The 13,605-nt window shown below is 65.8% G+C and carries 11 protein-coding genes and 1 tRNA gene; 8 read left to right on the top strand and 4 right to left on the bottom strand.

The features are described 5' to 3' along the window. Window positions 1-8 precede the first annotated feature (8 nt). On the top strand, window positions 9-1,214 hold the full coding sequence (locus WG208_RS14825; RefSeq protein ID WP_337172158.1) for an amidohydrolase: 1,206 nt from the start codon (window positions 9-11) through the stop codon (window positions 1,212-1,214). Window positions 1,215-1,307: 93 nt separating this feature from the next. Here the strand turns inward: WG208_RS14825 and WG208_RS14820 are convergent, their stop codons facing one another. Together WG208_RS14820 and WG208_RS14815 are read right to left on the bottom strand one after the other, a co-directional pair. Beyond that, window positions 1,308-3,182: a sodium:solute symporter family protein gene (locus WG208_RS14820; protein ID WP_337172157.1), complete on the bottom strand. Its 1,875-nt coding sequence runs from the start codon at window positions 3,180-3,182 to the stop codon at window positions 1,308-1,310. Window positions 3,183-3,404: 222 nt separating this feature from the next. Next, window positions 3,405-4,070 (bottom strand): PEP-CTERM sorting domain-containing protein, encoded by a 666-nt coding sequence (locus WG208_RS14815; RefSeq protein ID WP_337172156.1) that lies wholly within the window; start codon window positions 4,068-4,070, stop codon window positions 3,405-3,407. Window positions 4,071-4,263: 193 nt separating this feature from the next. Here WG208_RS14815 and WG208_RS14810 point away from each other — a divergent pair. The 3 genes from WG208_RS14810 to WG208_RS14800 all read left to right on the top strand — a co-directional run bounded on the left by WG208_RS14810 (window position 4,264) and on the right by WG208_RS14800 (window position 6,256). After that, a tRNA-Ala gene (locus WG208_RS14810) sits at window positions 4,264-4,336 on the top strand. 52 nt (window positions 4,337-4,388) lie between these two features. Further along, entirely contained in the window at window positions 4,389-4,907 is a 519-nt protein-coding gene (locus WG208_RS14805; protein WP_337172155.1) for a hypothetical protein, read from the top strand. A 32-nt stretch (window positions 4,908-4,939) separates the two neighbouring features. Then, window positions 4,940-6,256, top strand: coding sequence for an SPFH domain-containing protein (locus WG208_RS14800; RefSeq protein ID WP_337172154.1), 1,317 nt, complete (start codon window positions 4,940-4,942; stop codon window positions 6,254-6,256). On the opposite strand, the gene WG208_RS14795 is transcribed toward WG208_RS14800, so the two are convergent. Further along, window positions 6,213-8,126, bottom strand: a complete 1,914-nt coding sequence (locus WG208_RS14795; protein ID WP_337172153.1) for an EAL domain-containing protein — start codon at window positions 8,124-8,126, stop codon at window positions 6,213-6,215. The two genes, WG208_RS14800 and WG208_RS14795, sit on opposite strands and share 44 nt — an antisense overlap. Window positions 8,127-8,307: 181 nt before the next feature. On the opposite strand from WG208_RS14795, the gene WG208_RS14790 reads away from it, so the two are divergent. Next, window positions 8,308-8,787: a redoxin domain-containing protein gene (locus tag WG208_RS14790; protein ID WP_337172152.1), complete on the top strand. Its 480-nt coding sequence runs from the start codon at window positions 8,308-8,310 to the stop codon at window positions 8,785-8,787. A 246-nt stretch (window positions 8,788-9,033) separates the two neighbouring features. On the opposite strand, the gene WG208_RS14785 is transcribed toward WG208_RS14790, so the two are convergent. Beyond that, complete coding sequence (locus WG208_RS14785; RefSeq protein ID WP_337172151.1) at window positions 9,034-9,585, bottom strand: HSP20 family small heat-shock protein; 552 nt, start codon at window positions 9,583-9,585, stop codon at window positions 9,034-9,036. 307 nt (window positions 9,586-9,892) lie between these two features. On the opposite strand from WG208_RS14785, the gene WG208_RS14780 reads away from it, so the two are divergent. Genes WG208_RS14780 through WG208_RS14770 form a run of 3 tightly spaced genes read left to right on the top strand, consistent with a single transcriptional unit; the run spans window position 9,893 to window position 13,596 of the window. After that, entirely contained in the window at window positions 9,893-11,401 is a 1,509-nt protein-coding gene (locus tag WG208_RS14780; protein ID WP_337172150.1) for an ATP-binding protein, read from the top strand. A gap of 51 nt (window positions 11,402-11,452) precedes the next feature. After that, a complete protein-coding gene (locus WG208_RS14775) occupies window positions 11,453-12,931 on the top strand; it encodes a sigma-54 dependent transcriptional regulator (RefSeq protein ID WP_337172149.1) in 1,479 nt (492 codons plus the stop codon). Further along, a complete protein-coding gene (locus WG208_RS14770) occupies window positions 12,928-13,596 on the top strand; it encodes a response regulator transcription factor (RefSeq protein WP_337172148.1) in 669 nt (222 codons plus the stop codon). Before WG208_RS14775 ends, WG208_RS14770 begins: the two co-directional genes overlap by 4 nt. Window positions 13,597-13,605: the final 9 nt, after the last annotated feature.

Genomic DNA, 13,605 nt, shown 5'->3' with positions numbered 1-13,605 from the left:
CTGACGGTGTGCCGGACGCCGTTCTCGCACAATTCTCCGACGTGCTCCGTCGGCAACTGATCGACCTGCGCCGCGATCTCCACCGGCATCCGGAACTGGCGTTCGCCGAGTCCAGGACCGGCGCCGCGCTGGAACAGGCGTTGCGTGATCTGGTGGAGCCGTTGCTCGGTGGCCGTCCGCTGATCATGACGCGGGTGGCGGGCACCGGACTGGTTGCGCGGATTCCGGGAGCGAATCGTGAGGCGCCGGTGGTGGCGGTGCGCGGGGACATCGACGCGCTGCCCATCCGCGAAGCCACCGGGTTGCCGTATGCCTCCGTCAACGATGGCGTGATGCATGCCTGCGGACACGATGTGCATGCGTCATGGGCCGTCGGCGCCGCTTGTCTGCTGGCGCAACGACCGGCGGCGGGTGATGTGCTGATCGTATTGCAACCGGCGGAAGAAATCGGCAAAGGCGCCGACGCCGTGCTCGCCTCGGGGCTGCTGGACGGTGTGGCCGCGATCTTCGGTGCACATGTCGATCGCCGGTTTGCCGTGGGTCAGGTGGTCGCGCAGGCCGGACCGTTGGCCGCGGCGGCGGACACCTTCTCGATCGTGCTGCGCGGACGTGGAGCGCATGGAGCCCGTCCGCACGAGTCGGCGGATCCCGTGCTGGGCGCGGGGCTGCTCATCGCGGCGTTGCAGGGCATCGTGGCGCGTCGGGTGAATCCGTCGGTGCCGGCGGTGCTCACGGTAGCCACCATGCAGGCGGGCACGGCGCTCAACATCATTCCCGATTCGGCGACGATCGGTGGAACGGTGCGCACGATCGATCCAGCTACGCGGACGCTGGTCGCCGATGAACTGCGACGGGTGGCACACGGCATCGCCCTCGCCCATGATCTGGGCGTCGAGGTGTCCTTCGAACTCGGGCCGCCACCCATCGTGAATCCGGAACGCACGGCGGCGTGGGCTCGTGAGGCCTCCACGGCATTGGTGGGCGCGGCCAACGTGGTGCCATTGGGCATCACGAACATGGGCGGCGAGGATTTCGCCTGCTACATGGAGCGCATACCCGGCGCCTTCCTGCGCATCGGCGCCCGTGAAGAGGGTGGAGAACCCACACCCGCACACTCCCCGCGCTTCTTTGCCGCGGACGGTTCTCTGTTTGTCGGTGCTGCGGTACTGGCCGAAACAGCGCGCGTCGCATCCGCCGCACTGACGGCCAGGTAGGACCACCGACCCAGCGGCGCCAGATCGCCGCTGGGTCGGTGGCGCATCATCATCGCACGATCACCGGACCTTCACCGGACCTTCACCGGACCATCACCGCGTGGCCCAGAGCCGTCGGACCACGGCCAGCAGGCCCACGCCACTCACGACGAAGATGGCGGTGAGCAGCAGCGCGTCACCGCGACGCGAGGGGTCGCCCGGCAGGTACAGCCACTGACCGATCGCGAACAGCGACGACCAGATCAACACGCAACCCAGCACCCAGCCCGCGGCCGACAGACCGAGGTTGTTTTCGGCGGCGACTTCCGCGTCGCTGATACCGGCTTCGCGGCGCACCCAGCTCCATCCGGAACCCGCCGGCTTCACCTTCTGCACGAACGCCACCAGCGTGGCGCGATCGGTGGCCGGTGCCACGAACGCGGTGATCAGCCAGGCGACCGTCGTGATGCCCACCTGCACGATGGTCACCACGGCAAAGCCGGCATCGGGCATCAGCTTCGGCACCACGAGCGACGTGATGAGCGAGACGGCCATCGCGACGATCTCGCACCAGGCCGACACGCGCCACCAGAACCATCGCGCGATGTAGAGCAGTCCCGTGCCCGCGCCGATGGACAGCAGCACCTGGAAGGCCTGCTGTGCGGAACTCATGGTCAGACTGAGCAACGCCGAGCAGACGAAGAGCAGGATCGTCGTCAGCCGGCCCGCCATGACGTAGTGCGCCTCGGTGGCGTCACGACGGATGAAGCGCCGGTAGAAGTCGTGCACGAGATACGACGAACCCCAGTTGAGATGGGTGAGAATCGTCGAGGAGTTGGCCGCGATGAGTCCACCGATCATCAGCCCCACGAAACCCACCGGCAGGAACTTGAGCATCGCCGGAAAGGCCGAATCGTGCCCGATGAGCGTGGCGTCCGCCGTGGGGAACGCCGCCTTGATGCTGGCCAGATCGGGGTAGACGATGATCGAACACAACGCCGTGATGATCCACGGCCACGGGCGCAACACGTAGTGCGCGAGATTGAAGAAGAGGGTGCCGCCCAGTGCATCCTTCTCCGACTTGGACGCCAGCATGCGCTGCGCGATGTACGAACCGCCACCGGGTTCCGCACCCGGATACCAGTTGGCCCACCAGCTGATCGCGATGGGCAGAATGAAGATCATCAGCGCGAGATCGGACATGGCGAAATTCGGCATCATGTCGAGAATCGGCTGACCCGCGCCGTCCTTCATCGACATGACGGGTTGTGCATCGGCCGCGCCCTGCACGACCTGCTGCGTGGCCAGTGTGCCCACGAGCGCCTTGAGACCGGCCCAGGCTTCCGGCGTTCCCGCCAGTCGCCGGCCCACTTCCACGAGCGAGAACCAGGCGGCCGCGAACACCGCCGTCATCTTGATGAAGAACTGGATCATGTCGATGACGAGCACGCCCCACAGCCCCGAGTGCGCCGCGAAGATCACGTTCAGCACACCGGTCAGCAGAATGGTCTGCCATGGCGCGAGACCGAAGAGGATGTTCGCGATCTTGCACGCCGCGAGTGTCACCATCCCCATGATGAAACAATTGAAGAAGAGCCCCAGGTACACCGCGCGGAATCCGCGCACCAGCGAGGCTTCTTTTCCCGAGTAGCGGAGTTCGTAGAACTCGAGATCGGTCAGCACCCCCGACCGGCGCCACAGCCGCGCGAAGAAGAACACCGTGGCGATGCCGGTGAGCACGAACGCCCACCATTGCCAGTTGCCGGCGACGCCATACCGGCGCACCTGCTCGGTCACCCAGTTCGGCGTGTCGGAGGAAAACGTCGTGGCCACCATCGACAACCCCGCCAGCCACCACGGCACCGACCGGCCGGATGCGAAGAACTCGGTCGTGCTCGACCCCGAGCGTTTGGCGAGAAAGAGGGCGGGGACGAAACACACCAGGATGGTCACGGCCACGATGGCCCAGTCGATCCAGGAGACGTTCATGCGCGGAGCGGCGGGGGAGGGAAGCACCTGAGCCGTGTCAGCGGAATGCCGGCCGGCGCGTGAATGTGGTGAACGGTCCGCGCCGGGGCAACGCATTGGTGGGGCCATGCGGATCGGGCGGGGAGGACTCCCGGGGCGATCCACACCCCGGGAGTCCACGCTCGCCCGCCGAGCTCAGGGCCCCACGCGTGAAGACCCATCACGCGTGGGACCGCACGACAATCAGGCCCGACGGCGACGGGCCAGCGGGATCATCATGCCGAGACCGGCTGCCATGAGGAACCAGGTGGATGGCTCCGGAACCGTGGAGACGCCGATGCCGTCGACGACGAGGGTGCCTTCACCGGCGCTGCCATACAGGCCAGGAGCCGGCTCGGCCATCACGCCGATTTCGCCACCACCGTTGTCATACGGATCTCCTTCGAGCGTGGTCTGAATGGCCGCGTAGGTCCCGTTGGCCAGGAATGCGCCGGGGGCGAAGAAGAAGAAAGCGCCGCCGCCGCCGCTCATGTCGAACGCGTCCCAGTCCCAGTCATACTGTGCGCTGATGAAGCTGTGTCCGGTTCCGAAGCCGTTGGGGTTGAACTGCTGGGTGGCCTGGCAGGTATAGGAAGGATTGCCGCCCTGGGGCGCGGCGCCACTGAAAATGGAGATCGCGCAGGACTTCGTGGCGTACTCCCCTGGCGAATTGATCGGCCCCACGCGCTCCACCACGAAGGTCATCTCCAACTGATGGTCGGCGAGGACCTGATCCTGGACCCAGTCGCAGGTCGGGTCCCCGCCCTCCGGTGTCTCGCACACCGTCTTGTAGGAATAGATGGTATTCCCGAAGAATCCATTGAATGTGTAGGTGACTTGAGCTTCTGCCGCCGGCGCAATGGCCAGCATCGAGAGCCCGGCGAGCCAGGTCCTGAGTCGCATGATATCCTCGCGAGCATGGTGACTCGGGGAACGCCAACCGGTTGACGAAACCCCGCATTTCCTCACGCGCAAAAGCCGCCCGGAATAGCGCACATCCGTGGCCGCAGGACCCAGGGGCCCGCTTTGCCCCCGCCCCGCGCCATGCTACTTTGTAGCGCACGGGGCGTTAGCTCAGCTGGGAGAGCGTCCGCTTTGCAAGCGGAAGGTCATCGGTTCGATCCCGATACGCTCCATTTCCACGGCGCAGGCAGGGTCTTTTCACGCCGGGTTCATGGAGGACCGTCTATGACGTGGGTCTTCATTGCAGCATTGCTGTTCGGGGGTGGGCTCATCACCATGGGTCTCCTCGGCAAGGATACCGATCACGATGGGGTGAGCGGCGACCATGACGTCGGCTTCCTTGCCCTCTTTTCGTTGCGCAATCTGGCGTGGGCCAGTTTTGCGTTCGGCGGCATCGGATTGCTCGCGGTCGCCACGCAGCGCAGCCTCGTTGTCACCCTCGTCTCGTCCATCGGGCTGGGACTGGTCACCATGGGTGCGGTCCATCTGATCTTCCGTGCCCTCAAGGCCGGCGAGGTCGGTACCGCACCGTCCAACATCGCCGCACTCGGCGCTTCGGCGGAGCTGGTCCTGCCGTTCGATGCCGACGGGCTGGGGGTGGTGGTCTTTCGTGCCGGCGGGCAGCAGCACGAGATGCCGGCCCGCCGCGCCGATGAGGTGGCCTCGCTCGACGCGTCGCATTTTTCCGCCTGCCGGATCGAGTGGATCGATGCCGGTGTCGCGGTCGTCACGCCAGCGGTATAACGGCGCATCACATCACACTCCGGGGAGCAACGATGAACGAACAGTTGAGCGGTGGGTTTGGCACGGCCGTCTTTTCGCTCGGGGGGGTGGCCTTTGTCCTCATCCTCATCGCCCTGCTGGTCGCGACGATCAAGCAGCTCCTCATCATCGTGCCACCCAACATGGTGGCGGTGATCACCGGCAGAAAACGCCAGCTCACCGATGGCACGAGCGTCGGGTATCGTGTGGTGCGCGGTGGCCGCACATTCCGCATCCCGATTCTCGAGCGCGCGCAGTGGATGACGCTCAACACCATTCCGCTTACCATCTCCGTGCGGAACGCCATCGCCAAAGGCGGCATTCCCATCGACGTACAGGCGGTGGCCAATGTGAAGATCGCGTCCATCCCCGAGGAGGTCTTCAACAACGCGGTCGAACGCATCCTGGGCAGCGAACGGCAGGTGGCCGATCTCGCCCAGGAAACGCTGGCGGCCAACCTGCGCGGTGTGCTGTCCACACTCACACCCGAAGAGGCCAACGAAGACCGTGTGAAGTTCGAGACCGAGCTGATGAAGGAAGTCACCCGCGATCTGCAGAAGCTCGGGTTGCAGCTCGACATGCTGAAGATCCAGAACATCAGCGATGACGCGGGTTATCTGCGCGCGTATGGCCGCATCCGCACCGCCGAGGTGCTTCGTGATGCGCAGATCGCCGAGGCCCGCACCAAGGCCGAGACGGAGCGTGAGCAGGCGCGGGCGACGCAGGAAGCCGATGTCGCGCGGGCGCAGTCGCAGGTGATCATCTCGGCCGCGCAGAACGAATTGCGCGTGAAGCAGGCCGAACTCGATCGGCAGGCGCAGATCGCCGAACGCACCGCCCGTGCGGCCGCCGACGAAGCGCAGGCCCGCGCCGAAAAGGCGGTGGAAGAGGCCCGCGTGGAAGTGACCCGTGTGCGTCTGCAGGTGGAGCAGGTGGAACCCGCCCGGGCCCGGGCCGAAGCGGCGCGCGCGGAGGCCGAAGCCGCGGCCGCCCCGGTCATTGCCCAGGGTGAAGCGCAGGCCAAGGCGCTGCAGGCCGTCCAGCAGCAGTTGCTCTCCGCGGGCGATCGCGGGCTCTCACTGCTCTATCTGCAGCAGTTGCCCGATATGATCGATCGCCTAGCCGAAGCCGCCGCCGATGTGAAGATCGATCGTCTGGTGGTGCTCGACGGGGGCGATGGCAAGGGGGCGGCCATCGCCACGCAGCAGAAGCTGGGGGTGATGATGAAGCTGCTGGAGGCCGCGAGCGCGCAGTATGGCGTGGAGCCGGATGCGTTGCTGCAGGGGCTTAGCCAGCGGCTGGGTGGCGGTCAGCCCCCGAAGGACGGATGACGGCGAGGGGCGACTGAGACAGGCCTGACGAATGCGCGTGGGACGATGACGCCGGCAGCTGCGGTGGACTGCCCACGCGCTCGTGCAGCAGGGCCGACATGGCGGTGAAGGGCTGTGCGGAGCCGAAATGTTGGCCCTGCTGCGCAAAACACTGCAGGCGGGCCAGGCGCTGGGACTGTTCGGCCGACTCCACGCCTTCGGCGGTCACTTCGAGGCCGAGTCCACGCGCGAGCCGCACCATGCCCGATACGATGGCGTGATCGCGCGTGTCGAGCATCAACTGGGCGACGAATCGCCGGTCGATCTTGAGTCCGTCCAGTGGGGCTTCCCGCAGAAAAGTCAGTGAGGCGTGCCCCACGCCGAAATCATCGACCACCAGCCGCAGACCGAGCGCCTTGAGAGCCCGCAGCGTTTCCATGATCGTTTCCCCATCGATCATGGTGCTGTTCTCGGTGAGTTCCAGCGTGAGGGCATCGGGCGGACATCCCGTATCGGCAAGGATTTGCGCCACGCGACGTTCGAAACCGTGTTCGCGGAGTTGCACTGCGGAGAGGTTCACCGCCACCCGGAGCGTGGCCAGCGCCGGATGCGAAGCCCGCCACTGCACGAGGGCCCGGCAGGCTTGCTGCAGCACCTGTTCTCCGATGGGCACGATGAGCCCGGTGTCCTCCGCCAGCCCCAGAAATCCCGGCGGCGACAGCAGTCCACGATCGGGATCGCGCCAGCGCAGCAGGGCTTCGGCGGCGATCACCCGGTCGGCGACGACATCGAGGATGGGTTGGTAATGCACTTCGAATTCACCACGACCGACCGCTGCGCGCAGACGCGCCTCGCGGCGATGTGACACCGAGTCCATCGCGATGGGCTCGGGGCTCAGCGCATGACCCAGTGCATGACCAAACGCCAGGACACCGGCCACGGGCGTGTGCATCCGACCTCGGCGACGCTGGTATTTCTCGCGGTACATGTCCGCATCGGCGGCGTCGATGAGATCCTGGGCCTGGGCGCCATCGAGCGGAGACATGGCCCCACCAATACTGGCGTCGACCGTCAGCGACTCGTCATCACCGACCGGGATGGGGGTGCGAAGCGCGTCGATGATGCTCTCTTTGACGAAGGCCACGTCGCGGCGGCTGGTGACATCGGGGAGCAGCACGACGAACTCGTCGCCCCCCAGACGGGCCACCGCGTCGGATCGGCGCACACACTCCAGCAGTCGGGCGGCCACGGCCTTGAGCAGGAGATCGCCCAGTGCGTGACCCCGGGTGTCGTTGATGGCCTTGAAGCCATCGAGATCCACGAACAGCAGACCCGTTTTGCGATTGTAGCGACTGCCGAACGCCAGCGCGCGCTCGAGCTGGTCCATGAACAGCTCACGGTTGGCCAGTCCCGTCAGCGGGTCGTGTGTGGCGCGATGCGCCGCCTCCACCCGTGCCGCTTCCAGGACGGCGAGACGCCGCTGTCGTTCGATGGCAAACCCCAGCAACCTGACCAGCGCGTCGATCGAGGTGGTGGCTTTGTCCACACATTCCTGGGCGCCCGCCCGGAGGGCCCGCAAGGCGAGCACATCGTCCAGCGCGGTGGTGTGCACGACGATGGGCACGAGCGGTGCGGCGCTGCGTACGCCGACCACCGTGGCGATGCCGCCAGCGTCGGGAAGCGCGAGGTCCAGGAGGACGGCATCCGGCGGGGCATCCACCAGTGCCCGGATGGTCTGCGCCATCGTACTGCTGCGCAGGAATTCCACTCCCGTGCCCAGCCGGCGACGCAGTCCGGACTCCGTCTCCGCCGCCTGAGCCGCATCGTGATCGGCGATCAGCAGGCGGAGGCGGGACGGGGCAGGGCCAGCGGAGGTGACGCGGTCAGGCACAGTCGGAACGGGAGAAGGCGCGGGATTCCGGACGGGCTTCACTCCGGTACATCGCCGGGCACACGGGATGTACCACGCGCGATTGCGGATGTCGCAATACGTTATCTTTGATTTCCACAACCGCCAGTGCTACGAGAGAATGTGACATGGTTGGCACGACCCTCCTTTCCGCCTCCTGACGATGACCAACGTTTCCGCCACGCCGCTCACTGTGGGCACCATCGCCCCCGACTTCACGCTCGCCTCGACCTCCGGACAGAACGTCACGCTGTCCGACTTCCGCGGCCGGAAGCATGTGTTGCTGGCCTTCTTCCCGCTGGCGTTCACGAGCGTGTGCACGGCCGAATTGTGCGGCTTCAGCGACGACTTCGATGCATTCACCGGTGGCGATGTGGAAGTGCTTCCACTTTCGGTGGATGCGGTGCCTTCCCTCAAGGAGTTTCGCAACAAGTATCAGATGAAAGTCGAGCTGCTTTCCGACTTCCGTCGTGAGGTGTCCACGGCGTTCGGCGTACTGCGCGAGGATACGGGTTTTTCCAACCGGGCCTACTTCCTGATCGACAAGGATGGTGTGATCCGCTGGGCGCACGTGGAGGAGACCCCGGGGCAGAAGCGTGAAAATGCGGAAATCCTCGTTGCCATAAAAAATGTGACAGGCTGAGCGCACGATTTCGCGGGGCTGTCGAGAGGTGTGGCGCCCGCACCAGTCTGGCCACCTCCATCCTGGCCAGCTCCTTCCTGCTTCCTCTCCCGTTGTGCCGTGGTTCAGCCCAACTACGGGAGAGGAAGCAGGAAGGAGCTGGTCAGGATGGAGGTGGCCAGACTTGCAGCATGCGGGCTTCTCTGCAAATAAAAACGGGGATGTCCGTTCACACCGGACATCCCCGTTTTCATCCAACCGGATTGGTCAGCTCGCTGCCTGATCGGCCGAAGTCCTCGCCACGGTGACTGGCACACGGACCGGCTGCGCGGGTTCCGTTCTGGCCACCGAGACCGTGAGCACGCCCAGGGCATAGGAGGCCGAGACCTTCTGAAGGTCGGCGTTCTTGGGCAGCCGGAACCGGCGCGTGAAGGGGCCCTGCCGGCGTTCGCTGAAGAACGTCTTTTCGCCGTCCGCGAGCTCCGTGGCCGGCCGGTTGCCCCGGACCGTCAGCATCCCGTCGGCGGCGAGGACTTCCACCGTGTCGGGGGAGACGCCCGGCAGATCGAGCTCGAAGACGTAGCCCGACGCGGACTCCCGCGCCGTGACGGCGGGAGACCACTGCGGTTCCGGATGGCCATTGGCATGGCCGTTGGTGGGACCATTGGCGTCGTCCGTGGCGGGGGCATTCGGATCGAGGGCCGCCGCAATGGGGCCAAGCGCCTCGTCGAACAGGCGGTGCAGATCGCGACGGAACGTCGTGCCGCGGAACGTGGTGCCGGCGAACGGTCCGGCAGGCGGGAACGGGAAACGGGTCATGATGACGCCTCTAGGGTGCAGGGTGTACCGTGTGTCTGTACCGTGATGCCACGGGAACCAGTGATTGTCCTGACTCCGGCATGGTGCACTCCGCATACCAGGTCGGATGTGCCATCCGGACCGAGCCGGCCATTCGGAGGCCGTCATTTCGGCGCGGCGCGTGTCGAAATGACGGCGAGGCTATTTGTCGAAGGACCGATGTTCGGTCAGCTTGTCCGATCGCCGTCCTTATCCTACCTTGCCGGAGTTGCTTCCACCCTGACCGCCCGCGTCGCCTGGACCGTGCCGGACTCCGCCAGGACCTTTCATGACCACACAATCCGCGACGACGATCTTCGGTTTGCTGAACCGCCTCGCGGCCGCGCCGCAGGGCATGGAGGGCGTGCGCGCGCTCCTCGCGGAAACGGGAGAAACGCTGGGAGCGGATCGGGTGGCGTTCGAGCCGCTGGCGAGTGGTTCTCCTCCAATGGTCTGGTGGGCTCCGGGCGTCACCGACGTTCCCTATCCCGCTCGGCAGTTCCCGGTGCGTTCGGCCGACAACGTCCTGGGCACCCTGGTGGTGCATGGTGAGCGGCCGTTGCTGGTCGATGAAGAAGCTCTGCTGACGGGGGTCGCCGATCTCCTGGCCATTGCGGTCTCGCGCGATGTGCATCGCCGCGAACTCGAGCGGCAGATCTCCGAACGCATCCGGGAGCTGGCCGATCAGCGCGCATTCATCGAATGCATCGTCGACTCGCTGCCCAACGGCCTCTATGTGGTGGATCGCGACTATCGCATCCACACCTGGAATCACAAACGCGAGACCGGGCTGCAGGGCGTCTCACGAACCGACGCCGTAGGTCGCTCCATCTTCGACGTGCTGCATCGTCAGCCGGCCTCGATGCTCAAACGGGAGTTCGACGAGGTCTTTGCGTCGGGACGCCTGCAGCAGTTCCAGATGGAAAGCAATGCGTACGGTGACACCCGCACCTTCCGCATCTCCAAGATCCCCATGCGCATGGGCGGCGGGGCGGTCACGCACGTGATCACCATCGGTGAGGACATCACCGACTGGAAGGCGGCCATCGATCGCACCGCGCAGGCGGAGAAGCTCGCCGCGCTGGGGCAGCTGGCGGCCGGTGTCATGCACGAGATCAACAACCCGCTGGCCACCATTGCCGCCTGCGCCGAATCGATGGCGCTGCAGCACGAACTCGAGCCCGGTGCCGGGGACGCGCCCAACGCCGAACTGCTCCGCATCATCGATCTCGAAGTGCAGCGCTGCAAGAAGATCGTGAACGGTCTGCTCGATTTTTCGCGCCCCAAGACTGCGGGGCGGGAATGTGTCGATCTCAATGCGGTGGTGCAGCAGGGACTCTTTCTCCTGCAGCATCATCCGCGGTTCAAGCGCGTGAAACTCGTGACGGAGTTGGAAGAGACCACGCCGATGATCGTCGAGGCGGACGCCGACCAGCTCGTGCAGGTGCTCATTGCCCTGGCCATGAATGCGCTCGATGCGACGCCGGACGGGGCGCGGGTGACGATCCGGACCCATGTGCTCACCGGGGGCACCGAGGGCCACCCCGAGCCCTGCGCCACGTTCGAAGTGGCCGATGAAGGCCCGGGCATTCCACGGGCGCTGCAGGCCAAGGTGTTCGAGCCGTTTTTCACCACCAAACCACCGGGGCAGGGGACGGGCCTGGGGCTCGCCATCTGTTACGGCATCGTGCGCGACCATGGGGGCGCGCTCGAACTCGTATCGCCCGAGGGGAACGGTGCGACCTTCCGGGTGGCGCTGCCGCTCGCCATGACGGTGACGCCGACGGTGATCCCGTGAGTCGGTGTGATGTCGATCAGGCGTCCACCGTGATTCCGTCATGAGTCAACCATGAGTCAGCCCATCGTCCCGTCGGCGCGTGATGCCGACACGACCACACCCATCCGGGTGCTGATCGCCGAGGATGAAGCGCACCTGGGTGCCATCCTCGAGCAGTTCATGTCGGCCCGCGGGTTTGCCGTGCGCATCGTGCGGGACGGACGTTCCGCGCTCGATCTGTTGCGGAGCGAAACGTTCGATGTCGCGCTGCTCGATGTGGTGATGCCGCAGATCGACGGTCTGGAAGTGCTGCGCCTCGTGCGTGAGGAACCGTTGCCACCGGAGATCATCGTCATCACGGGCAACGGCACCATCGAAACGGCCATCGCCGCGCTCAAGCTGGGCGCGTACGACTTCCTGTCCAAGCCTTATCGGATGGCGGAGATCGAGGTGCTCGTGCGTCGCGCGTGGGAAAAGCGCATGCTGGCCCGCGACAATCATCTCATGCAGTCGCGGCTCAGGCGTTCGACGCCGACCCCGACACTCGTCACGCAGTACGCGCCGCTCCGGGCGGTGCTGGCGATGGTCGAGAAAGTCGCGCCCAGTGCCTCGCCCGTGCTGGTGACAGGCGAGTCGGGGACCGGCAAGGATCTCGTCGCGCGATTGCTACACGCACATGGCCGCAATCCCGATGGCCCCTTCGTCGATCTCAATTGTGCGGCGCTGGCCGAGTCGCTGCTGGAGACGGAGCTGTTCGGTGTGGAGAAGGGCGCTTTTCCGGGCGCGGAGCAACGCAAGGTGGGCCTGTTCGAACTGGCGGCCGGTGGGACGCTCTACCTCGACAACATCGGTGAGCTCGATCTGCGACTGCAGGCCAAACTGCTGCGCGCGCTCGAAACGGGGAGTTTCTTCCGCGTGGGTGGCACGCAGAAAGTGGAGGTCAATGTGCGCGTCATCGCGTCCACGACGCGCGATCTCACCCGCATGGTGCAGAGCGAAGCGTTTCGCGACGATCTGCTGCATCGCATCAACACCATCCGCATCGCGTTGCCGCCGCTCAGGGATCGGGTGGTGGACATCCCGCTGCTGGCGCGGCATTTCCTCGAACAGTTCGCATCGCCTGCCTCGCCCTCGGCGCCGCGGCTGAGTGGCGACGCCGTTGCGGTGCTCGAACGGTACCGCTGGCCGGGCAATGTCCGCGAACTGCGCAACGTCATGGAGCGCGCGGCGCTGCTGGCCACCGACGGCGTGGTGAATGCCGTCGATCTGCCGCTGGGTGCCGACGTGGGCGGAGGGGCGCGTCCCACTCCCGCCATGACTCCCGCGCTGCCGTCGACATCGTCTCCGGGCTTGCCATCGGCGCCCCCCGCATCGGCAGCGACGTTGTCCCTGGCCGAGCTCGAGCGCCGGCACATCGGTGAGGTGCTCGAACGCTGCGCCTGGCATCAGGGGCATGCCGCCGAACTGCTGGGGATTTCGCCGAAGACGCTCTATCGCAAGATCCGCGAATACGGATTCAGGCGCCCCCCGGGGCGTGGAGAGAAGGCATGAAGATTCTGGTGATCGAAGACGATCCCACCGTGGGGGAGTTTGTCCGGCGTGGACTCGAGGAGCAGCGCTGGCAGACGGATCTGTGCAACAACGGGCTGGAAGGGGAACGCATGGCCCTTTCCCAGCCGTACGATCTGGTGATCCTCGACATGCGTCTGCCCGGACGGAATGGTCTGGACGTGCTGCGGACGCTCCGGGCCAGTGGTTTCGAGCGGCCCGTGCTGGTGCTGACGGCGCAGGATGCCGTCGACGCCAAGGTGGAAACGTTGCGCGCCGGCGCCGACGATTACGTGACGAAGCCCTTCGCCTTCGAAGAGCTGCTGGCGCGCGCCGAAGCACTGCTCCGGCGTCCGCGTGCGCTGGCCTCGCCGCAGTTGCGCGTGGGCGAACTCGAACTCGATCAGGGCACGCGCGAAGTCCGGCGCGCCGGTGAACCCATCGAGCTCACGCCCAAGGAGTTCGCCGTGCTGGAGTATCTGATGCGTCACGCGGGTCGGGTGATGAGCCGCACGCTCATCACCGAATACGCGTGGGGGTATCATTTCGATCCCGGCACGAACATCGTGGATGTGGTGATCAATCACCTGCGCAAGAAGATCGACGCCCGCTTCGAGAAGAAGCTGATCACGACGGTCCGTGGCGTGGGTTACATGATCCGGGCCTAGAGGTTGCAT

The sequence above is a fragment of the Gemmatimonas aurantiaca genome, from assembly GCF_037190085.1.
Taxonomy (GTDB): domain Bacteria; phylum Gemmatimonadota; class Gemmatimonadetes; order Gemmatimonadales; family Gemmatimonadaceae; genus Gemmatimonas; species Gemmatimonas aurantiaca_A.
The sequence above is the reverse complement of the archived record's forward strand: the minus strand, read 5'-3'. Positions and strand labels throughout refer to the sequence as shown.